Origin of the sequence: Streptomyces sp. NPDC059169, from assembly GCF_042755225.1 — a bacterium.
Classification (GTDB): domain Bacteria; phylum Actinomycetota; class Actinomycetes; order Streptomycetales; family Streptomycetaceae; genus Streptomyces.
Genome location: NZ_JBHZCF010000008.1, coordinates 208,261 through 230,454, shown reverse-complemented (window position 1 = coordinate 230,454; position 22,194 = coordinate 208,261). Strand labels below are relative to the sequence as shown.

The 22,194-nt window shown below is 70.9% G+C and carries 18 protein-coding genes and 1 tRNA gene; 14 read left to right on the top strand and 5 right to left on the bottom strand.

Annotation, left to right across the window (positions count from 1 at the left end; translation table 11 throughout):
• Window positions 1-21 precede the first annotated feature (21 nt).
• From ACFXOM_RS17430 to ACFXOM_RS17415, 4 genes are all read left to right on the top strand, one after another.
• Window positions 22-1,494, top strand: coding sequence for a LamG domain-containing protein (locus ACFXOM_RS17430; protein ID WP_384931280.1), 1,473 nt, complete (start codon window positions 22-24; stop codon window positions 1,492-1,494).
• 205 nt (window positions 1,495-1,699) lie between these two features.
• Complete coding sequence (locus ACFXOM_RS17425) at window positions 1,700-2,011, top strand: DUF6412 domain-containing protein (protein WP_384931283.1); 312 nt, start codon at window positions 1,700-1,702, stop codon at window positions 2,009-2,011.
• 213 nt (window positions 2,012-2,224) lie between these two features.
• The gene (locus ACFXOM_RS17420; RefSeq protein WP_384931285.1) at window positions 2,225-2,977 is read left to right on the top strand and encodes a YidC/Oxa1 family membrane protein insertase; all 753 of its coding nucleotides are present in this window, start codon (window positions 2,225-2,227) and stop codon (window positions 2,975-2,977) included.
• Between the two features lie 153 nt (window positions 2,978-3,130).
• On the top strand, window positions 3,131-3,991 hold the full coding sequence (locus ACFXOM_RS17415; RefSeq protein WP_384944956.1) for a fumarylacetoacetate hydrolase family protein: 861 nt from the start codon (window positions 3,131-3,133) through the stop codon (window positions 3,989-3,991).
• Between the two features lie 142 nt (window positions 3,992-4,133).
• Here ACFXOM_RS17415 and ACFXOM_RS17410 read toward each other — a convergent pair whose 3' ends face one another.
• Both ACFXOM_RS17410 and ACFXOM_RS17405 read right to left on the bottom strand, forming a co-directional pair.
• Window positions 4,134-4,583, bottom strand: a complete 450-nt coding sequence (locus ACFXOM_RS17410; protein WP_384931562.1) for a heme-degrading domain-containing protein — start codon at window positions 4,581-4,583, stop codon at window positions 4,134-4,136.
• 65 nt (window positions 4,584-4,648) lie between these two features.
• Entirely contained in the window at window positions 4,649-5,746 is a 1,098-nt protein-coding gene (locus tag ACFXOM_RS17405) for a Gfo/Idh/MocA family oxidoreductase (protein WP_384944955.1), read from the bottom strand.
• A 387-nt stretch (window positions 5,747-6,133) separates the two neighbouring features.
• Here ACFXOM_RS17405 and ACFXOM_RS17400 point away from each other — a divergent pair, with 387 nt between their 5' ends.
• The 6 genes from ACFXOM_RS17400 (at window position 6,134) to ACFXOM_RS17375 (ending at window position 12,229) form a co-directional block, all read left to right on the top strand.
• Window positions 6,134-6,985, top strand: coding sequence for a hypothetical protein (locus ACFXOM_RS17400; RefSeq protein ID WP_384931294.1), 852 nt, complete (start codon window positions 6,134-6,136; stop codon window positions 6,983-6,985).
• Between the two features lie 296 nt (window positions 6,986-7,281).
• Complete coding sequence (locus ACFXOM_RS17395; protein WP_385038372.1) at window positions 7,282-8,820, top strand: alkaline phosphatase family protein; 1,539 nt, start codon at window positions 7,282-7,284, stop codon at window positions 8,818-8,820.
• 81 nt (window positions 8,821-8,901) lie between these two features.
• The gene (locus ACFXOM_RS17390; RefSeq protein ID WP_384931299.1) at window positions 8,902-9,684 is read left to right on the top strand and encodes an HAD-IIA family hydrolase; all 783 of its coding nucleotides are present in this window, start codon (window positions 8,902-8,904) and stop codon (window positions 9,682-9,684) included.
• A gap of 69 nt (window positions 9,685-9,753) precedes the next feature.
• Window positions 9,754-10,416 (top strand): hypothetical protein, encoded by a 663-nt coding sequence (locus tag ACFXOM_RS17385; protein WP_385038369.1) that lies wholly within the window; start codon window positions 9,754-9,756, stop codon window positions 10,414-10,416.
• A gap of 5 nt (window positions 10,417-10,421) precedes the next feature.
• Window positions 10,422-11,093, top strand: a complete 672-nt coding sequence (locus ACFXOM_RS17380) for a class F sortase (RefSeq protein ID WP_384931305.1) — start codon at window positions 10,422-10,424, stop codon at window positions 11,091-11,093.
• Between the two features lie 131 nt (window positions 11,094-11,224).
• Window positions 11,225-12,229, top strand: coding sequence for a glycoside hydrolase family 6 protein (locus ACFXOM_RS17375; protein WP_384931308.1), 1,005 nt, complete (start codon window positions 11,225-11,227; stop codon window positions 12,227-12,229).
• Between the two features lie 85 nt (window positions 12,230-12,314).
• On the opposite strand, the gene ACFXOM_RS17370 is transcribed toward ACFXOM_RS17375, so the two are convergent.
• The 3 genes from ACFXOM_RS17370 to ACFXOM_RS17360 all read right to left on the bottom strand — a co-directional run bounded on the left by ACFXOM_RS17370 (window position 12,315) and on the right by ACFXOM_RS17360 (window position 16,635).
• Window positions 12,315-14,267 (bottom strand): galactose oxidase-like domain-containing protein, encoded by a 1,953-nt coding sequence (locus tag ACFXOM_RS17370; protein WP_384931311.1) that lies wholly within the window; start codon window positions 14,265-14,267, stop codon window positions 12,315-12,317.
• Complete coding sequence (locus ACFXOM_RS17365) at window positions 14,264-16,192, bottom strand: glycosyltransferase family 2 protein (RefSeq protein ID WP_384931314.1); 1,929 nt, start codon at window positions 16,190-16,192, stop codon at window positions 14,264-14,266. The genes ACFXOM_RS17370 and ACFXOM_RS17365 overlap by 4 nt, the downstream gene beginning before the upstream one ends.
• Before the next feature lie 369 nt (window positions 16,193-16,561).
• Window positions 16,562-16,635 (bottom strand) — tRNA-Lys (locus tag ACFXOM_RS17360).
• Between the two features lie 151 nt (window positions 16,636-16,786).
• Here ACFXOM_RS17360 and ACFXOM_RS17355 point away from each other — a divergent pair.
• From ACFXOM_RS17355 to ACFXOM_RS17340, 4 genes are all read left to right on the top strand, one after another.
• Complete coding sequence (locus tag ACFXOM_RS17355) at window positions 16,787-18,175, top strand: peptidoglycan-binding protein (protein ID WP_385038367.1); 1,389 nt, start codon at window positions 16,787-16,789, stop codon at window positions 18,173-18,175.
• Between the two features lie 45 nt (window positions 18,176-18,220).
• On the top strand, window positions 18,221-19,789 hold the full coding sequence (locus ACFXOM_RS17350) for an SPFH domain-containing protein (RefSeq protein WP_384931319.1): 1,569 nt from the start codon (window positions 18,221-18,223) through the stop codon (window positions 19,787-19,789).
• Between the two features lie 126 nt (window positions 19,790-19,915).
• Window positions 19,916-20,503: a lytic polysaccharide monooxygenase gene (locus ACFXOM_RS17345; protein ID WP_384931322.1), complete on the top strand. Its 588-nt coding sequence runs from the start codon at window positions 19,916-19,918 to the stop codon at window positions 20,501-20,503.
• A gap of 26 nt (window positions 20,504-20,529) precedes the next feature.
• Entirely contained in the window at window positions 20,530-22,194 is a 1,665-nt protein-coding gene (locus ACFXOM_RS17340; protein ID WP_385038364.1) for an AMP-binding protein, read from the top strand.

Sequence of the window (22,194 nt, the reverse complement as noted above, 5' to 3'; positions counted from 1 at the left end):
TTCTCGCGATGGAGCATTGACATGGTGAGCAGACGTGGTCTGCTGGGTGGGGCCCTCGTTGTCGGCGCGGGTGCGCTGGCCGGTGTCGCACGGACTTCGCCGGCGGCCGCAGCACAGCCGCTCGACACCCCGTTCACGCCGGTGACGGTTCCGCACCTGGCGGAGGCCGAGCAGATGGTCCAGTACCAGCGGATGTTGGCGGCCGGCTACCTGCCAGACGGGCTGGTGGGCCACTGGCCGCTGGACGGCAGGGGGGCCGACCGGTCCGGGAACGACCGGTCCGTCACGCTGGGGTCCGGGGCCGCGTGGACGACGCTGCGGGCCGGCGGTGAGCTGAGTTTCGACGGTACGTCCGGGGCGTACGCGGCCACCGGGTCCGTGCTCGACACCACGGTTCCCTTCACGGTCTCCGCGTGGGTCCGGCTCTCCGACGCCGCGACCGGCGGGGCGGACCCGGCCAACATGTACACGGCCGTCAGCCAGGACGGCGCCCAGTGCAGCCGCTTCCTGCTGCAGTACGAACCCGCCGTCCGGACCTGGGCGTTCAAGGTCCGTGACGAGGCGCAGACCGCGAAGGTGTCCGCAGTCGCCACGGCCCCGGCGGACAGAGGCGTGTGGACGCACCTGGCCGGCGTGTGGGACGGCACGCAGGTGCTCCTGTACGTCGACGGGCAGTTGGCGGGCAGCGCCGACACGACGATCTCCTGGGCCGCGACCCAGGGGTTCAACATCGGCCGGGCGAAGTTCGGCGGCGCCCCGGTGAACCGCTTCAGGGGCGCCGTCGACGACGTACGCGCGTACTCCCGTGTGCTGACGGCCGACGAGATAGCCGTCGTGAGCGGGCGCACGGCGCGTGACAACAACGTCTACCTGGTCGGGGCGGCGCCCTCGGTCGCCTGGGGCACGCCGTCGGACCTGACGAGCTGGGTGGCGCGGGCCCGGTGCTCCTCCTTCATGACCCGGGTGCTGAAGCACACGTATCCCTGGGCCACGGACGCCTACTTCTCGACGCACTTCCACGACAGCGGCCCCGAGGCGGCCGACTACCACGACGGCTTCACGGCCGGGGCGGGTCCGCGTTTCACCAGGATTCGGAAGGTCGCCGATCTACAGCCCGGTGATCTCATCGCGGTCCACTACAACGGGACGAACCCCGGCAACACCGGTCACATCGTGATGGTCCGCGAGGTCAAGGGGGTCTTCACCGGTTCGATGACCTTCCCCGGGGAGACGCAGTACGCCGTCGAGGTCATCGACAGCACCGCCGACCCGCACGGCGTCTACGGGCTGTCCAACTACGCGCTGTACCCGGACACGCGGATGGTCAGTGACGTGTCCGGTGAGAACTTCACCGGAGTGGGCATCGGGCACATGATGTTCTACGCCTCCGACGCCACCGGGGAGTTCTCCCGGTACCGGTTCAGCGTCAACGCGGGTTCGACGAAGACGTACACCGTCGCGCAGCGTCCCGTCGCCGCCGCGCGGATCGTCTGAGGGACCGCCCGGACCGGCCGGTGGATGCGGCGTCCCGCCGTACCCACCGGCCCGCTCCGCCCGGGCCCCGTCGTTCCGCAGCGCCCGGCGGGCACCGGGTCCAGCTCGCCGGGCGAACTCGGCGTGCGGGGGAACCCGTGAACGTTTCCGCTCGTGTATACGTAAGAAAGGTCGTACAGCTCGCAGCAGAAGCAGGGAGGCGCGCATGAACAGACACGGTTGGCGTGTGATGCAGCCGCTCGCCCTCCTGCTGTTCGTGCTCGTCGAGCTGTTCGTGGCCGAGGGCATCGGCCTCTCCACGGCCGTCGCCCTCGCCGCCACCGCCGCGGTGGGGGCCGCCCTCGTCACCTGTGCGCTGGTCCTCTCGCGCTCGGGCCCGAGCGTGCCGCCGACGCGCATCCGCACCACCATGCGCGACCGCGAGCAGCGCACGGCGTTCCTGCCGCAGCGCGACCCCGACGCCTCCGGCCGTACCAGGCCGCGAGCCCCGGGCCGTCCCTCCACGACGGCCGCGTAGGGGCGGATCGACCACCCCGTCGACGGGAGGGCCCGGGTCACGGGCTCCGGGGACCTGAGGCGTTCGCCCAGGGAACGGTCCGGCGACGGGTGCACCCACGCACGGGTGCCCATCCCATGCTCAGGGGGTCTTCCCCCCGCCGCACGCCCCTTTCGCGGGTCGTCATGCCGACGCATCTGTTCGTTCACGGCACGACGAGACCCGGAGAACTCCTTGTCCGCTGTCATTTCCCTGTTCGCTTCGCTGGTCGGTCAGCTCGCCGAGCTGGTCCAGCCGCTCTTCCACGCCTCCGCCACGGCGGCGGCGATCGTCCTGTTCACCGCGCTCGTACGGCTCGCCCTGCACCCGCTGTCTCGGGCGGCGGCGCGCGGGCAGAGGGCCCGTACACGGCTCGCGCCCCAGATCGGCGCACTGCGCCGGAAGTACGCCAAGGACCCGCAGCGGCTGCAGCAGGAGGTCCTCGAACTCCACGCCCGGGAGAAGGTCTCACCGCTGTCGGGCGTCCTGCCGGGCCTGCTGCAGCTGCCTGCCTTCCTCCTCATGTACCACCTGTTCTCCAGCGGGGGCACCAGTGGCGAGGCGACCGGACTCCTCGGCCACAGCCTGCTCGCCGCCCCGCTCGGCGACCGTTGGGCGGACGCCCTCGCGGGCGGCGGGGTGCTGGGCCCGGCCGGGCTCGTGTACCTCGCGCTGTTCGGGATCGTGGCCGCCGTCGCCACGTTCACGTACGGGCGGACCAAGCGTCAGCTGACCGCCGCTGACCCCGGCGCGCTGCAGCAGCTGCCGGGCATGGCCACGGTGACCAAGGTGATGCCGCTGCTCTCGTTCGCCACGCTCGTCACCGTGGCCGTCGTCCCGCTGGCCGCCGCCCTCTACGTGGTCACCAGCACCGTCTGGACCGCGGTGGAGCGGACCTTCCTCTACCGGGATGCTCCGGCCGTCGCGGCCACGGCGACGACCGGCTGACGTCCACTGGGCGAACAGGGCCTTGCGGGTCGCCCCGACGTCGTGGAAGATCGGCCAGACCTCCGATGCTGCACCTCCGACGAAGCCGCACCTTCGCCCTGCCCACGGTGGGACCCCTCAGCCGGGAACCGCCTCGACCTCAGGGAGAAGACGATGAAGCTGCTGCGTGTCGGTACGGCGGGGGCGGAGCGCCCCGCGCTGCTCGACGGCGACGGTGTCACCGTGCGGGACCTGTCCGCCCTGGTGACGGACATCGACGGCGACCTGCTCGCCGACGCCGCCGCCCTCGCACGGATCGGACGGGCCGCCCGCACCGGCGAGCTCCCGGTGCTCGACACCGCGGGGCTGCGCATCGGGCCGCCGCTGGCCCGGATCGGCAAGGTCGTGTGCATCGGGCTGAACTACCACGACCACGCCGCGGAGACCAGCGCGGCGACCCCCGCCGAGCCGGTCGTCTTCCTCAAGGCGCCGGACACGGTCACCGGGCCGTACGACACCGTGCTGGTGCCCCGCGGCAGCACGAGGACGGACTGGGAGGTCGAGCTCGCGGTGGTCGTCGGGCGCACCGCCCGCTACCTGGAAACACGGGAGGAGGCCCTGGCGCACGTCGCCGGCTACGCGGTCGCGCATGACGTCTCCGAGCGGGAGTTCCAGATCGAGCGCGGCGGCACCTGGGACAAGGGCAAGAACTGCGAGACCTTCAACCCTCTGGGGCCCTGGCTCGTGACGGCGGACGAGGTGCCCGACCCGCAGGCGCTGTCGCTGCGGCTGTGGGTCAACGGGGAGCTGAAGCAGCACGGTTCCACCGCGGACCAGATCTTCCCGGTGGCCGAAGTGGTGCGGTACGTGAGCTGGTTCATGACCCTCTACCCGGGCGACGTCATCAACACCGGAACGCCGGCGGGCGTCGCGATGGGGCAGCCCGACCCCAAGCCGTACCTACGGGCCGGGGACGTCGTCGAGCTGGAGGTCGAGGGGCTCGGACGGCAGCGGCAGCGGCTGGCGGACGCTTGAGCCGCCCGGTGCCGTCGCCGCCCGGGTAACCGCGGGAGGCGCGGGCGGGCGCACCGGTCCCGGCGCTGTGCGCGGCGGTGGCGGGGACTCGTTGCGGAGAGGAGCCGCGGAGGAGGTGCGGGGGATTCACCCCCTCCGCGGCTCAGGTGGCGACGAGGCGCTCGAGCGCCTCGACCACCAGCCCGTGGTCCTCGGCCTGGGAGAGGCCGGAGACGGTGACCGTGCCGATGACGCCCGCGTCGGCGATCCGGATCGGGAACGAGCCGCCGTGCGCCGCGTACCGGTCGGGATCGAGGCGGGAGGACTCCTCGAAGGTCGTGCCCTTGGCACGGAACCTGCTGCCGACGAGCAGCGAGCTCTCGCCGTAGCGCTCGACCACCCGCCGCTTGCGGTCGATCCACGCGTCGTTGTCCGCCGACGTGCCCGCCAGCGCGCAGTGGAAGAGCTGGTGGGCACCCCGCCGGATGTCGATGGTGACCGGGGCCCGCCGCTCACGGGCGAGCTCGACGAGGATCGAGCCGAGCATCCAGGCGTCGTCGTGGGTGAAGCGCCGCAGCGCCAGGCGCTGCTCCTGGATCTCCAGGGCGGCGATGTCGGGGGTTCCGGCGGGCGCGGAGTGGGGAACGGCCGGACGCCTCGGGGAACGCGTGCCGCCGCTCACCGGTCGAGCTCCACCGTGGCGCCCAGCCGTGCGGAGCGGCGTGCGGCTTCCAGGACGTCGAGCGCGTCGGCCGCTTCGTGGGCGGTGACCGGGGGCGGGGTGCCGTCGCGCAGTGCTCGGGCGACCGCTGCGTAGTACGCCGGGTAGTCGCCCGGAAGGGTCGGCACGGGCCGTCCGCCGCCGGTCAGCGGCGACTCCCCCGAGCCGATGCGGCCCCACGACGCCTCCGGCTCCGCGCCCCACGGCTGACCGAAGGCGGGGCGGCGGCCGTCGCGCAGCGCGGCTTCCTGCGGGTCGAGGCCGTACTTCACGTAGCCGGCGGTGGAGCCCAGCACCCGGAAGCGGGGACCGAGCTGGGCGGTCGTCGCGCTGACGTACAGGTGCGAACGGACGCCGCAGGCGTGGGTGAGGGCGATGAACGTGTCGTCGTCGGCCTCGGCTCCGGGCCGGCGGACGTCGGACTCCGCGTACACCCGGACCACCGGACCGAAGAGGACCAGCGCCTGGTCGACGACGTGGCTGCCGAGGTCGTAGAGGAGACCGCCGATCTCCTCAGGGGCGCCGGACTCGCGCCAGCCGCCCTTGGGCTGGGGCCGCCAGCGCTCGAAGCGCGATTCGAAGCGCTGGACCTCGCCGAGTTCGCCGTCCGCGAGGAGCGCGCGAAGCGTGAGGAAGTCGTTGTCCCAGCGGCGGTTCTGGAAGACGGAGAGGAGCAGGCCGCGGTCGCCGGCGAGGGCGGCGAGTCGGCGTGCTTCGGCGGGGGTTCCGGCGATCGGCTTGTCCACGACGACCGGGAGACCGGCTTCGAGGGCGGAGGTCGCGACGGGGACGTGCGTCTTGTTCGGGGATGCGATCACGATCAGGTCGAGCTCGTCGGCGCGCTCCCACAGCTCCGTGGGCGAGGCCGCGAAGCGGATTCCCGGGGTCTCGGTGCGTGCCTGCTCCCGGCGTTCTTCGTTCGAGGTGACGACCGTGTCGAGCACGAGGCCCTCGGTGGCGGCGATGAGAGGGGCGTGGAAGACGGAGCCCGCGAGGCCGTAGCCGACGAGTCCGACGCGGAGGCGGGACCCGGTGGGGATGGCGGTGCCTGTCATGCGCCCCACTTAAGCAACACTGTTGCCAAAGTGCAAGCGGTGGACCCGCTCCGCGGACGTCGGACGGGACCGTGCGGCGATCGGAGGTCGGGGCGGTGCCGCACCCGATCACTCCGCGCACCTCGGGCACCCGGGCGGACGGGTCGGCCGCCGGACCGGACGACCCGCTCGGCGGGCGGTACCCGCGCGGGCCCCGGCGGCGCGGTGTGGTGGAGGGCGCCCCGCCGACTGTGCTCCACTGCCTCCGGCGCGCCCCACCGCTGCGCCAAGAGTGCGTATTTGTGTGATTGTTCGGCCGTCTGGGGGCGTGCCGGGAGGGGTGGAGGTCCGTGTCGTGGCAGCGTCGGGAACGACGACGCCCACGCCCGTGATCTCAGAGGTTCTTCCATGCGCCTGCGCCCCGTCCTCGCCGCCGGAGCCGTCTCGGCCGCCCTCGCACCGGTCATCCTCGCGGGCCAGCCCCCCGCGCGCGTCGCAGAACCGCCACCGTTCGCGCGCGCGGCCCCGGGGGCCTCAGCCCTCCCCGTCGCCGCCACCCAGCAGCCGAGCTGCGGCGACGCGCGCTCCACCGGTTTCCCCATCTCCACCAAGGTGTTGACGGGGCCGGTCGAGTACCGGGCCGGCGCCGGTGCCCAGGAGTTCACCGTCGGGCTGACCAACACCACCGCAGGGGCCTGCCGCAATGTCCACCCCGTGGTGGTGCTCACCGGACGGGACCAGGCGCTGGCGCCCGACCACATCCGCATGGAGTTCTACGACGGGGCTGCCGGAACCTGGCGGCCCGTCGTCCTCGTGCCGACCGATCAGGGTGAGGCCGTCGGAGCCTTCGGTGCGGAGCCGGGAACGGGTTTCGCGGGCTTCGCCCTGGCCGGCCACGAGGTCGTGACCGTGCGGGTGCGCCTCGCCTTCCTCGCGGACGCCCATCCCGGCTCGGTGGTCGCCAACGCCGCTGTCGTCCAACGGCGCGGCGCGGACGGCGACTGGGTGGGGGAGTCCGACGACTACCGCTTCAGCGTCATCGCGGCCGGTGCCGCCCCCCGGCCCAGCACGTCCTCCCGCGAGCCCAGCGGGGACCCCGACGGACGGCGCACGCCTCCGCCGGCGCCCCACGAACTCGCCGCGACCGGTATCGCCTCCCGATATGCGATCGGGCTCCCGGTCGCCGCCTGTGCGCTCCTCATCGGGGCGGTGGCTCTCCGCTCCGCGGCCCGCCGCTTCCGCTCCGGCGGCTCTCACTGACCGCTGCCCCGACGGCCGGAGGATTCCGCCGGCGTGCCGGGGCCGTGCCCGCCCACGTGCCCACCGTCCGCATCCGGCTTCGCGGCGGCGAGTCGGGAGAACCACTCGCAGGCCGCCACCGGGGATCCGCCGCGGATCACCGAGAGTTCACCGTACGCCCCTGGCGCCCCACGGGAACGTCGCGGTAGATACGGGTGTGGAGCGCACCCAACGCCTTTTCCTGCACAAGGTGTTGGGCTGTCCCACGGCACGCCAGGCACCAGGCACGTACCCCCGACACCCTCCCGGAGGACCCGATGCCGACCCACGGCGTACACCGCCGCGCCCTGCTCGCCGCAGGCGCGGCGACGGCCGCAGCCGCCGCCACCGGAACACTCGCCACCGCCGCACACGCGGCCGCCCCGACCCTGCCCGACGGCACCAGCAAGGACAAGGTGCTGGTCATCGGCATGGACGGGCTCCGCCACGACCGCATCGACGCCGCCGACGCCCCGAACCTCAGGGCGATGATGGCGAACGGCACCTACGGAACGTCCCTGCTCTACGCGCACCCCATGGCCCGGACCTCCTCCGGGCCGGGTTGGTCGACCATCTCCACCGGTGTCTGGCCCGACAAGCACGGTGTCCGGGACAACACCTTCATCGGCCGCAACTACAGCCGCTACCCCGGTTTCCTGGCCCGCCTCGCCCAGGTGCGGCCCGAACTGTCCACCTACGCCGCCGTCGACTGGAAGCCCCTGGACACCCAGGGCACCGTCACCGCCGGCGCCGACGCCAAGCTGGTCCTCGACGGTGATGCCGGCGGCTACGCCGGGCACGACGCCACGATCGCCGCCGAGACGGAGTCGGTGCTGCGGAACCAGAACCCGGACGTGCTCTTCGTCTACTTCGGCAACACCGACGAGGTCGCCCACAGCGTCGGCACGGGCCAGAAGTACCTCGATGCCATCGCCGTCCAGGACGGCTACGTGGGGCGCCTCCTCACGGCGATCAGGGCCAGGCCTTCGTACGCCACCGAGCGCTGGACCGTCATCGTCGCCACCGATCACGGCCACAAGGACGCGGGTGGCCACGGCGGCAGCTCCATCGAGGAGCGCAGGACGTTCGTACTCGCCCAGGGGCCCGGCATCGCTGCGGGCGCCCGCCCACTCGACACCCGCCTCGTGGACGTCGCCGCCACGGTGTTCAAGCAACTCGGCGTGGTTCCGGACCCGGACTGGGGCCTGGACGGCAAGCCGGTCCAGGAACGCTCCGCGGACCCCTTCGACGCCCTGGAGCCGTCGTTGACCGGCAGGGTCGACGAGGCCGGCATCCCCGCGTCCGTCCTCGGCTTCACGCACACCGCCCCCCGCGGCTGGTCCGTCATCAACAACGCGATGGGGACCGGCGGGGTGACGGAATGGCGAGGCTGGTCCTTCGCCACCGACGAATTCTGGTCCCGCACCCAGCGCGACCAGTGGCGCGAGCTGAACGTCCGCGCCCGTGGTGTCTTCGCCGTCGCCGACTCCGACGAGTGGGACGACAGGGCGAACTCGGGCGGCTACGACTCCACGCTGGTCAGCCCGGCCTACGACGTGACCGGCCGGGACGGCGTCACCCTCGCGTTCACCACGTTCTACCGCCAGGAGGGCAGGCAGACCGCACAGGTCCTGGCCTCCTTCAACGGTGGCACGCCGACCGTGGTCAAGAGCTACACCCGGGACGTGGTGTCACAGCCGCAGGAGGTCACGGTGCCCGTTCCGGCCGGTGCTTCCAGCGTCGGCTTCCGCTTCCGCTACACCGGGGCCAACAACTGGTACTGGGTCCTCGACGGGGTCAACGTGACGACCACCTGACTACGCTGGGGGGCGCCGGTACACCGTTGTGGCGGCGCCCCCAGCACATCGCACGATCGCGTACGGCAGGAGTCCCGCTTCATGGCAGAGCGCAAGCCGATCGAATCCTGGCTCACGGACATGGACGGCGTCCTCATCCACGAGGGCGTTCCCATTCCCGGTGCGGACGCCTTCATCACGAGGTTGCGGGAGTCCGGCACACCGTTCCTCGTCCTCACCAACAACTCCATCTACACCGCGCGTGACCTGCACGTGCGGCTTTCCCGCATGGGCCTGGACGTGCCGGTGGAGAACATCTGGACGTCGGCGCTGGCGACCGCCCAGTTCCTGGACGACCAGCGGCCCGGTGGCACGGCCTACGTCATCGGCGAGGCCGGGCTGACCACCGCCCTGCACGACATCGGGTACGTCCTCACCGACCAGGAGCCCGACTACGTGGTCCTCGGGGAGACCCGCACCTACAGCTTCGAGGCACTCACCAGGGCCATCCGGCTGATCAACGACGGGGCGCGATTCATCGCCACCAATCCCGACGAGACCGGCCCGTCCGCCGAGGGGCCCCTGCCCGCCACCGGTTCGGTGGCCGCACTGATCACCAAGGCCACGGGCAAGGCACCGTACTTCGTGGGCAAGCCGAACCCGCTGATGATGAGAGCCGGCCTCAACGCCATAGGGGCCCACTCGGAGACGAGCGCGATGATCGGCGACCGGATGGACACCGACGTGCTGGCCGGGCTGGAGGCGGGAATGGAGACGTTCCTCGTGCTCACGGGCGTGACCACCCCTGCGGACATCGAACGCTACCCGTTCCGCGCGTCCAGCGTGGTCGACTCCATCGCGGACCTGGTGGACCGCGTGGTCTGACCCGTCCGGGGCATCCGGAGATGCGAGATCGGGCGGAACGAGTGAATCTGCTGGTACAGGAGGTTCACAATGCGTTCAGTTCTGATTGCTCTCCGTATGGCGGGGGCGGGCGCCGGCGCGCTGGTGCTGGCCACCGCCGGGGTCGTGCACGCCATCGAACAGGACGGGCAGGCCCGGATCCGGGTCCCGGCCGCCCCCGCCGCCTCCGCGGGCGGCCTCGGGGGCCCGGAGCAGCAGCCCGAACCGTCGCAGCGGCCGGACCGCGAGCAGCAGGGTCAGAACCAGGACCGGCAGAGCGGTCAGAAGCAGGAGCAGGACCGGCAGAAGCGGGAACAGGACCGGCAGAAGCAGAAGCAGGAAGAGGACCGCCAGAGCGGCAAGCAGCAGGACAGGGAGCACCAGACCGGTCAGCAGGACCAGGGCCGGGACCGTCAGAGCGGCAAGCGGGACCACGAGGACCAGGGCGGGGACCAGGGCCGCGAAGACCCGGATGACGAGCAGGACGACACGGATGCCTCCGACCCGGAGGCGACCCCGCACGCCCCGGTGCGGGCCGGCGGCGGCGGTGCCGCAGCCGAGCTGGCGGCGGCGCAGAAGGCCAAGTCCGAGGAAAGCCGAGGCCCCGGGACCCCGCACACCGTGATCGGCCTCGTCCTGGCGGCGGTGGCGGCGGTGACCGTGGCCTTCCGCAGCGCCGCCCGCCGCCGCGTCGGTTCGGGCGACGAGGACTGAACGCCGTGTCCTCCTCCGGTGGACGCAAGCCCGGCGGCGGACGCCGGCTGACGGGTGTGGCCTGGGCGGTCCTGCTGCTCGGCCTGTGGTTGTGGGGGCGCGGTGCCGGTGAGGGGCCGCGTGGCGCCTCCGCCCCGACGACCGGTGACGTGGCCGCGGTGGGCCGTCCCCTCGGCGTGCCCCTGCCCCCTGCGCACGCCCCCCTGCGGCCCGCCCTGCCCAGCAAGGTGGAGATTCCGTCGATCGGGGTCACCGCCCCGGTCGTGGCGCGCGGCCTGGACACGACCGGCGCGGTGGATCCGCCGCCGTACGCGACCCCGCAGACGGTCGGTTGGTTCGGCCCCGGCACCCGGCCCGGCGCAGCGGGCACGGCACTCTTCGTCGGACACGTCGACACCACGTCCGAGCCGGCCGTTTTCTACACCCTCAGTGCGGCCCAACCCGGGGCGAAGATCAAGGTGACCCGGGCGGACGGCTCGGTGGCCGTCTTCACCGTCGACGACGTCCAGGTCGTCAGCCGCGAGCGCTTCGATGCGCGGAGGGTCTACGGGGCGCGGCAGCCGGGTCGAGCGGAGCTCCGGCTGATCACGTGCGGTGGCACCTACGACAAGGCAAGCCATGCGTACACGGCGAACGTGGTGGTGTCCGCCTACCTGACGGACGCCAAAGGGGTCTGACGCCGCGGCCCCTGTTACCGCGCCCTTCCGGACGCGTATGCCAGGATGGAATCGGCCGGCCTCGTCCGGTCGGGCGGGGCAGCCATGGGGGGTGGCTCCGCCACAGCACAACATGCACCAAGGGGGAGTGGATGTACGGCAGTTACGTCGGGCGTACTCGCTGGGCGGCGGTCGTGGCGGGAGCCGCACTGCTGGTGGCGGGGTGCTCCTCCTCCGGTAGCGACGGGGAGAAGCCGACCGTCAAGCAGCAGCCGAAGGCGAAGGACCCCTTCTGGGTCAACCCCGAGGGGAACGCGGCGAAGCAGGTGTCCGCGTACCTCGAGGACGGGAACAGCAAGAACGCCGACCTCATCAAGAAGATCGCCGAGCAGCCGGTAGGCGAGTGGATCGGTCCGGACGATGCGGAGGAAGAGGCGAGGGGCTTCACGGAGGCGGCGAAGAAGGCCGACCGCGACGCCCTGCTGGTCCTCTACAACATTCCGCACCGCGACTGCGGACAGTTCTCCAAGGGCGGTGCCGCAGACGGCGACGCGTACCGGGAGTGGGTCGACAAGGTCGCCAAGGGCATCGGGGACCGTCGCGCGACGGTCGTCCTGGAGCCGGACGCGGTGCTGCACCTCGTGGACGGCTGCACGCCCGACGAGTTCCACGAGGAGCGCTACGACCTGCTGAAGGGTGCCATCGAGCGACTCAAGAAGCAGCCCGCGACGAAGGTCTACCTGGATGCGGGCAACGCCGGTTGGTCCCAACCGGACTCCCTCTTCGAGCCGCTCAAGTGGGCGGGCATCGAGAAGGCCGACGGGTTCGCGGTCAATGTCTCCAACTTCCAGACGACGCAGGCCAGCAAGGACTTCGGCCGGATGCTCTCGCCCAAGGTCGGCGGGAAGCACTTCGTGATCGACACCAGCCGCAACGGCAACGGGCCCTACACCCAGGGCGATCCGAAGGAGAACTGGTGCAACCCGCCGGGCCGCGCGCTCGGCGAGACCCCCACCACGAAGACCGGCGATCCGCTGGTCGACGCCTTTCTGTGGGTGAAGCGACCCGGCGAGTCGGACGGCGACTGCAAGGGCGGCCCGAAGGCCGGCGCCTGGTACCCGGAGTACGCACTCGAACTGGCCCGCAACACCAAGTAGGTCCGGACGTACGACGAAGGGGGTGCCCCCACCGTGGTGGGGGCACCCCCCTCTCGTGTTCCGTGCGTCGCGTCCCGGCCGGGACTCAGGGGATCTCGACCCAGACGGCCTCGGAGGGCGTGCCCTTGTCGTCGGTCACGAACATCATGTACCAGCCGGAGGGGACGAGCGCGCGGTTCTTCGGCACGGTGACCTGGAAGCCGTCCGCCGTCTTCTTCACGTCCAGCGCGATCGAGCGCTGCTCGACGTCCGTGACGTGTGTGACGGCACTCGGGCGCATCAGCTTCGCCGTCTTGATCTCCGCCGGCCGCGGGCTGGAGAACGTGCCCGTTCCGCCGCGCGCGATCTTCTTCGGTCCGCCGGTGATCTGCGGGCGCGAACTGCGGTACAGGTAGGGCGGCGTGTAGATCTCGATCCGCTGCTCGAAGACGCCGGGCTTGGTGTTGGCCTCGTCGGCGAAGAGCGAGTCGGAGCCGAAGATCATCACACGGCCGTCGGGCAGCAGTACCGAACCCGAGTGGTAGTTGCGACCCACTCGGGGGTCGGCGACCCGCTTGTACGTCCCGGACTTCGGGTCGTACGTCCGCGCCTGCAGGATGTTGGAGGCGCTCCGCCCGCGGTAGTCCTCGGATCCACCGGTGACCAGGATGTGGTCGTCCGGCAGCAGCGAGGCGCTCGGGTAGCGGGTGCCCTTCTCCAGGGTCGGGCCGTCCTGGAAACGGGGGTTCGCGTCCTTGAGGTCGACGAGCCGGGACTTCTCGCTGGATTCCTCGGACTCACCGACCCCGCCGCCGCCGATGACCATGAACTTCTGGTCCTGGGCGGGGGGCAGCATGACGGTCGCGGAGGTCTCCATCTTGTCCGGGTCGCTCAGCCCCGGGATCTTCTGGAACTTGTTCGTGTCCAGGTCCCAGATGCCGGGGTCGCGGCCCACATCGGCCGGCCCGTACCCGGCGTTCGAACCGGAATAGAACAGCTTTCCGTTGTCCATCAGGAAGATCGCCGGGTACGTCGGGAAGCGCCGCTCGATCCCCGTGTACTCCCACTTCTTCGTCTTCGGGTCGTAGATCTCGTCCTTGCCGGGGACGATCTGCCCGATCTCGTCCAGGCCCGAGAGCGCGAGGACCTTGCCGTCCTTCAGGTGGGTGAGCGTCGGGTACCAGCGGGCCTCGTTCATCGGGTCGACGGTGATGTACTTCTCCGCGACCGGATCGAACTCGAAGGCCTCCCTGATGCCCTGGAAGTCCTTCTTGTCCAGGGCCAGCTTCTGGGCGATGCCGTAGACGTTGCGGTTGTCCGAGCCCTTGAGACCGTGGATGCGGTAGTTGTCCTCGGTGCCCGTCTCGTACGTCTTCCCGGACTTCGCGGCCTCGACGTAGATGCGGCCGAGGCCCGCCTCGGTGCGCAGGAACTTGCCGGTCTTCTTGTCGAAGACCTTCTTCGCCTTCTCGACGAGCAGCGAGTCCTTGGTGATGAAGGTCTTGCCGTTCTTCTTGCCGGTGAACTTGGTGCCCGCAGGCAGCGTGATCGGCTTGTCCGGGTCCTCGTTGTGGACGATCATCAGGCCACCGGCCTTGGTGACGTCACCCTTCAGTTTCTCGTACTGCTTGGTGCCGCCGGCCACCAGCAGCTTGCCGTCTGGCAACTGGGTGTGCCCGGAGCAGAACATGTCCTTGGGCGTGGGTATCAGCTTGAAGTCGTTGGTCTTCGGATCCCACAGCACCGACTCGAACTTCTTCGCGTCGAAGTTCTTCTGGTTGTTTCCGGAGCCGGCGATGAGCAGCACCTTGCCGGTGTGGAGCAGTGCCGCGTGGATCGAGTTGACCCTGTACTCGGCCGGGATGTCGAGGAAGTCCCAGTGGCCGTTCTCTGCCTTGTACTCCGGCTTGTTGATCGTGTACTCGTGGTACTGGTCGGAGCCGTACCTGTAGAGGGCGGGCCCGTTGAAACCGGTGATCACTGCCACGACCGCCACGCCGATCAGGACTCGCCGGGCCCGGTTCTTGCGGTAGTTCGGCCGGACGGGAAGGGTGCTCATTTCTTACGTCCCCCAAGGGCGATCTGCATGGTCTGGTCGGCGGGAGCCCAGTCGGGCTGAGCCTGTGGGTCGTGGGCGGTCTGCTCCGCGCCGCCGGAGGTCTTGGCGCGGCGGCGCCCCTTGCGCTTCTTCTTCTCCTCACGGATGGTCCAGCGCCAGGCGAAGATCGGCGCTGCGGTGATGAGCAGGGCCAGGCTGGCCCAGGTGATCATCGCGGGGTGGTCGTGCCCGAAGAAGAACGCGGAGACCAGAGACCCGCCGAAGACCAGGATGAAGAAGAGGTGGATGCGGAAGGTGCCGAAAAGGGTGTCCGGACTGGACGAGTCGCCCTTGGGGGTCACCACGAAGCCGCTCTTGCGCCGCAGTGCGGCGTCCATCAGGGAGCGGGCGTAGATCGGCGCGGACAGCGCGGACATCACCATGCCGGCGAGGCCGCCGGAGCCCTCGGGCTCGTGGGGAGAGACGTTGTGGCGGCGGTTCCAGATGTAGAGGCCGATCTGCAGTGCGGAGGCGTTGCCGTACAGCATCATCCAGATGACCGGGTCGATCTGCACGCCCGAGGCGCCCATCCCGAGGAACAGGGCGCAGCTCAGTGCGGCCAGGATCCAGTTGAGGGCGGACATCGGATAGAAGATGATCATCATCGTGTAGTTGAAGAGCTTGCCGGGCGGCAGCGTCCCGAAGCCCTTCCAGTACTGCTTGAGGATCGTCTCGTAGGTACCGCGGGACCAGCGCAGCTGCTGGGTGAAGAAGTCGGTCCAGGCGGTGGGGCCCTCACCGACGGCCAGCACGTCCGGGGTGTAGACCGAGCGCCACTTGTTGCCGCTCTCCGGGTTGCGGGCGCGGTGCATCTCGAAGCCCGTCGCCATGTCCTCGGTGATCGAGTCGTACAGACCGCCGATCTGCTTGATGGCCTTGATACGGACGGCGTTGGACGTGCCGACGAACATCGGGGCGCCGTACCGGTTGCCCGCGCGCTGGATCAGGGCGTGGAAGAGGAACTGCTGGGACTCGGCGGCCTTGGTGACGAAGGTGTCGTAGTTGCCGTACACCTGGGGGCCGATGACGAAGCCGACGTCCGGGTCGCGGAAGTACCCGAGCATCCGCTCCAGGTAGTTCGGCAACGGCACGTGGTCGGTGTCGACCGAGGCGAAGAAGTCGTACTTGTCGCCGTGGGCGTCGAGCCAGGCGTTGTAGTTTCCGTGCTTGGTCTTGGCGCGGTGGGCACCCGTGGGCTGGTTCCACTTGGCTATGCCCTTGCGGGAGAAATGGTGCACGCCGAGGCGCTCGCAGACCGCCTTCACCTCGGGGTCGTTGCCCTCGTCGAGCAACCAGACGTGCATCAGTCCGCGGTGGCGGATCTTGACGGCGGCCTCCAGGGTCTTCGTCACCATCTCCAGGGGCTCCTTGCCCGGCACGAAGGAGGTGAGGAAGGCGACCCGGGTACCGGACTCAGGCACGACGGGCACGGGGTCGCGGGCGACCAGGGTCGCGTGCGCGTTCGACAGGACGTTCATCGTGCGGAAGAGCTCGATCAGGCCGATCGAGACGAGCATGACGGCGTCGAGGACGAGCAGCAGGTCGTCCTTGAGGTTCGGGTCGCGCTCCGTCCAGTGCTGCGGCTGCATCAGCCAGACGAAGAGGCCGAGCGAGACCAGCGGCGCGGCGCCGAGGAGCAGGGCGGCCCGCACCCGGTGCGGCTCCTGCGAGATGAGCGACCGGTACTGGACCTTGTACGGTCTCGACGCATCGGGCTGGGTGAGCGGACCGGCGAGCCGGCTGTAGTGCTCGTAGTCGTATCTCGGTAGGGCCTTCTTCTGGCGAAGCCTGTGGCCGCCCGTCCGGAGCTGCGGGGGAACCCGAAGCTGCGTGGTCCGGGAAGGGTCGTCGTCCTGCTGCCGGGCGCCGTTCGGCGTCGACGTCATGGTTCATCCCCCCGCACGCCTGCTGGCTGCGTGATCGTTCGGTCGTGTCGGTCCGTACCGGGGCTCCCCTTGGCCAGCCGGGCCGGACACCAGTGGCAGGCCACCGTCCGCGTAGACATAAAACGATGGTCTTCCGGTTGCATCATGCCGGTCGCGGTCTCGGTTGGTGAAACGGGGACCCCCGCCCCACGGCCGGAGCAACCGGTGCATCCCCTCCGCTGCCCCCAATTGCAGGAGGCGGATGCCCCATTGGAACCACTGGCTCCAGGATAGGTTCCATGAACCGGCTCGTTGATCGCAAGGGATTCCCCTGTGTACGGAAAGCGACCGAAGCCCCCCCACCGGTGGTGAGAGGGCTTCGTTGCTGCGTGCGCCGCCAGGGACTCGAACCCCGGACCCGCTGATTAAGAGTCAGCTGCTCTAACCAACTGAGCTAGCGGCGCTTGCTGACCCGGGGAACTCTACCCGACTCCGGAAGGGCTCCCGACCATTTCCTTCGCCGCACCGGCCTGTCGGATGGTCGTTTTTTAACGTTGCTCCGTCAAAATGCGTTTTGTCATGACGGATGAGTCCGGTGAGTCGGAAGGGAAACGGATGAGCGTTCCGGTGTTCGAGGAGTACGAGCCCGGCGACTGCGCCTGCTCCGGCTGCGTCCGCCAACGGCGCGCCCGCGCCCGGGGACTTCCGCTGCGGGAAGGGAGCCGCCCCGCAGCGCGCGGAGCCCACCGCGCGCTCGTTCTGATCACCGCGGCAGGGATGCTGGGCAGTGGGTGCGCGGGCGTGCTCGCCCCCTCCGCAGCGGCCGACTCCGCGACGGCCGGCCCCGAGGCCCGCGCCTCCGTAGGCGCCCGGGTGGCCGCGGACCGACCGGGTGATCCCGAGGACCCCGAAACGGACACCCCGCAGGGCGGCCAGGGCCCGCTGCACGGACTTCCCGCGCCCGGTCAGACCGGAGGACAGGCCGTACTGCCCAAGACGACCCGGACCGCCATCATCAACCGGGCGAAGAGCTGGGTGGCGGCCAAAGTGCCGTATTCCATGACCGAGTACTGGTCGGACGGTTACCGCCAGGACTGTTCGGGCTATGTCTCGATGGCGTGGGGCCTCGCGAGCAACGAATGGACCGGGAGCCTGGCCAACTTCGGGGTGCGGATAGACCGGAAGGACCTGCAGCCCGGCGACATCCTGCTGTTCCACAACCTGACCGATCCGGCGAAGGGATCGCACGTCACGATCTTCGGCGGATGGACCGACTACACCCACACGTACTACGTCGCCTACGAACAGACGAAGCCGTCCACCCGGAAGAGGGCCACGCCGATGGCGTACTGGACCAACTCCAGCAGCTACGTGGCCTACCGCTACAAGGGTCTCGTGGGCGGTACCACCACGGGCCTCCCCGCCGCCACGACAACGACAGCGACAGTGGCCGCGACGGCGACGGCGACGGCGGCCGGGGCCTTCTACCCGGGCCGGAGTGCCTTCCTGCCCGGCGCCGTCAACCGGTACGTTGCCCAGCTCGGCCGGTTGCTCGTGGAGCGCGGTGCGAAGAGTTTCTATGGCCAGGGACCCGACCCGCGCTGGGGCGAGGCCGACCGGCGGGCCACCGCGGAGTTCCAGCGAGCCCAAGGCTGGACCGGTGCGGAGGCGGACGGTACCCCCGGACCGGACACCTGGCGCCGCCTGGTGAACGGCACGGGCAAGGACATCCCACGCGCCGGGGCGGTCCGGGCGGCCCGCACACCACCCGCATACCCCGGCGGGGGGAGCTTCGGGCCCGGCCGGTCGAACCCCCACATCGAGACGCTCGGCCGGCAGTTGGCCGCACGCGGCTTCGGCAGGCACTCCGCCGCCGGTCCCCGGCCGCTCTGGAGCGAAGCGGTCCGCCGCAACGTCGAGGAGTTCCAGCGCGCCCAGGGCTGGCGGGGCGGCGCGGCCGACGGAATCCCGGGTCCCGAGACCTGGCGACGACTTTTCCCATGATCTACGACCTTGATGTGCACCGACCTCGCGAGGAGGCGACTGACGGTGACCCCCACGACCCCCTACTCCGAGGACCCGCCGGGTCCGCCCATGCCCCTCACCCGGCTGACGGCCGCGTCGGTCTCGGTCCGGCAGGCGGGGCTCCCCGCGCTGGGTTCGCCCGGCGACCTCGGCGACCTCGGCGATCCCGCCGGCCAGGACGGCGCGTTCGATCCGTTCGGAGGCGGGCAGCCCCACGCCGGGGGCCCCTACGAGGCCGGAGGCGTGTACGGCGCGCTGGCGGTGCCGCCGGAGCCGGGCGTCGAGGCCGGGCCGCGGACCCGCGCAGGTGACGACGGGACGGCCACCGGCCCGGCGGCTGCCGACCCGCCGGCCGGTACCTCCACGACGACAGCGACCGGAGCGGGTGGCGGAGCGTCCGGTCAGCCCGCTTACGAACGCCAGCCGAACGGCCGCAGGACCGTGGTGATCGGCAGCGAGAACACCGGTTCGATCCCCGTGCACCTGCTCTTCCGTGACGCTTCGGGGGCCGCGGTCGAGCCCGGCGGCCGTCCTGCCGGGAACGCGGGCACGGACGACGAGGACGACGGCGGGCCGGACACCGTATTCATGGCGCGGGTGACCGTGCCCGCCGGGAGGCAGGCCCCGGCCGCCGTCATCACCGCGCGCACTCGCCCGGTGCCGGCAGCGGATCCCCGGCTGAATGAGCGTCCGGGGCCGGTCCTGCCCGGCTGGACGGCCCTGGTCGCCGGTCTCGTGGCCCTCCTCGGGTGCGCGGCCGTGCTGCACTGGGCGGGGGCCCTGCCATCGGTGCTGACCGATCTGGTCGGCCTTCCGGAACGGTCGTACCACGGCGTCGGCTTCGGCCGGTGGGGCCTGCTCGCCGTCGGAGTGGTGCTCGTGCTGTTCGCCCTGGGCGGGCTCTGTCACGGCAGGGCGGGCAGCGCATGGGTGCTGACCCTGTTCGGCGAGTACCGCGGGAGCGTGCGCCGCACCGGTCTCATGTGGGTGAGCCCGTTGCTGCTGCGCAGAAGGGTCGACGTGCGGCTGCGGCACTGGCGCAGCGAGCCGATGCCGGCGGTCGACGCGCAGGGCACTTCGCTCCAGGTCGTCGTCCTCGTCGTGTGGCGGGTCCGTGACACCGCCCGGGCGCTCCTCGCCGTCGCGGACCACGAGGCGTACCTGCGGGAGCAGGTGGAATCGGCGTTGAGCAGGGTGCTCTCCCAACTGCCCGCCGACGCCTCTCCCACGGGCTCGGACGCCTTCGTCCACGAGCTGCAACCAACGTTGCGCAACGCCGAGGCTGTCGGGGACGCACTGACGAAGATCCTCGTCGCCGAGTGCGCCCCGGTGGGCATCGAGGTGTTCTCCGTCCAGCCGACGAGCATCGAATACACCGCGGAGGTGGCCGCGGCGGTGCGTCGTCACCGGATCGCGGCGATCGAAGCCGGACGGCGGGAGATCGTGCTGACGTCGGTGGTGGACGCGGTGGAAGAGACCATGCAACGGCTCACCGCGCGCGGTCTCGCGGAGTTCGACGACTACGAACGGAAGGCCCTCGTACGGGATCTGACCGTGGCGTTCTGTTCCAGGACGGGTGGCGTCGAGGTGTAGTGATTGGTCTGGACATGTTCAACGTTCGCCCATAATCTGGGACTTGGTCTAGACCTGAATGCGTACGACCGCACGGGCGCGCAGCACGGCTCACAGAACTCCCCCACGTTCTCCAGGAGCGACAGCATGCGACAGCGAATAGGCGCGGCCGTGGCCGGCCTCGCGGTGGCAGGGGCGTCCCTGCTCGCCACCGGCAGTGCCAGCGGCCACGGTTACACCGAATCCCCGATCAGCAGGCAGAAGCTGTGTGCCACCGGAACCGTGACGAACTGTGGCGAGATCCAGTGGGAACCGCAGAGCGTCGAGGGGCCCAAGGGCTTCCCGCTCGCCGGACCCTCCGACGGGACGATCTGCGCGGGCGGCAACAGCCGCTTCGCGCAACTCGACGACCCGCGCGGCGGAGCCTGGCCGGCGACCCACCTCACCGCGGGTGCCAGCCACACCTTCCGGTGGCAGTTCACGGCTCCCCACGCGACGACCGACTTCAGGTACTACATCACCAGGAACGGCTGGCACCCCGACCAGCCGCTCACCCGGGCCGCCCTCGACCCCCAGCCGTTCCTGACGGTCCCGTACCACGGCCGGCGGCCGCCCTACGCCCTCGCCCACACCGGGACCCTCCCGGTGAAGTCCGGCCGCCACCTGATCCTGGCGGTGTGGACCGTGCACGACACCGGGAACGCCTTCTATGCCTGCTCGGACGTTCTCTTCTGACGAACCATCAGCTATGGTGCGGCGCCATGGGGAGCACCACGACCGTCGCGGAGCTCGTCCGGCGCCAGTGGGACGACCACGGGACGGGGCTGAGGTACGAGGGACTCGTCCTCAGCCACCACCAGGTCGCCGCAGGTGCCGCCGCACGGGCGGCACTGCTCACGGACCTGCTGCCCCGGGGAGCGGAGCCGCACCTCGGGGTCCTGCTCGACAACACGCCCGAGTTCCCGCTCTGGCTCGGCGCGGCGGCCCTCGCCGGGGCCGCCGTCGCCGGCCTCAACCCGACGCGTCGCGGTGCCGACCTGGCCCGGGACGTCGTCCACACCGACTGCCGGGTCCTCGTCACCGAGCGCGCCCACCTGCCGCTGCTCGACGGCCTCGACCTGCCCGGCGTGCGGGTGCTGGTGACCGACGGTGACGACTACGCGGAGCTCCTCGCGCCCTACGCCGGTGCGGAGCCGGGCGACGCCGCGCTGTCCACCGTGGGTCCCGGCACCCGGATGTTGCTCTACTTCACCTCGGGTTCGACCGGCGCGCCCAAGGCGGCGATCTGCAGCCAGGGTCGGCTGGCCGCGGCGGGTGCGTCACTCGCCTCGCACTTCGCCGTGCGATCCGACGACGTCCACTACGTATGCATGCCGATGTTCCACGGGAACGCGGTCATCGCCGACTGGGCGCCCGCGCTCGTCGCCGGAGCGCAGGTGGCGCTCCGCCGCCGCTTCTCCGCCACCCGGTTCCTCGACGACGTACGCACCCACGGGGCCACCTACTTCACCTACGTCGGGCGGGCGGTGCAGTACCTGCTCGCCACTCCCGAACGCCCCGACGACCGGGACCACCGGCTGCGGCTCGGATTCGGCACCGAAGCCGGGGCCGTGGACGCGGCGCGCTTCGAGAAGCGCTTCGGCGTACGTCTGGTCGAGGGCTACGGCTCGTCCGAGGGTGGCGCTGCGATCCAGCGCAGCGCCGGCACACCGCGCGGCGCGATCGGCAGGGCCGCGCCCGGTGACGACCTCGCGGTCGTGGACCCGGAGACCGGACGGGAACGTGCGGCGGCCCGCTTCGACCCCGCGGGCAGACTGCTCAACGGGGACGAAGCGATAGGGGAGCTGGTCAACCGAGGCAGCAGTCCCTTCGAGGGCTACTGGCGCAACCCCGAGGCCGACGCGGCGCGCCGCCGTGGCGGTTGGTACTGGACCGGTGACCTCTTCTTCCGCGACGCCGACGGCTTCCTGTACTTCGCCGGACGCAGTGACGACCGGCTGAGGGTCGACAGCGAGAACCTCGGGGCCGCAGTGATCGAGAACATCCTGGCGCGCTGGGAAGCGGCGGCGGGCGTGGCGGTGTACGCCGTCCCGGACCCGGCCGCGGGGGACCAGGTGATGTGCGCGATGGCGCTGCACGGGGGCGTCGCCTTCGACCCCGTGGCCTTCGGGGCCTTCCTGGACGCCCAGTCCGATCTGGGGACGAAGATGCCGCCCCGGTTCGTCCGTGTCGTCGCGCACCTTCCGGTGACGGCCACCGGCAAGATCCATCGTGTGGGGCTGCGCCGGGAGGGCTTCCGCTGCGACGACCCCGTCTGGTGGCGTCCGTGGGGTGCGGGCACCTACCGCCTCCTGACGGGCGAGGACCGGGCAGGACTGGACGAGGACTACCGGCGCCACGGCAGGGAGGACCTGCCGGGCCGGTGA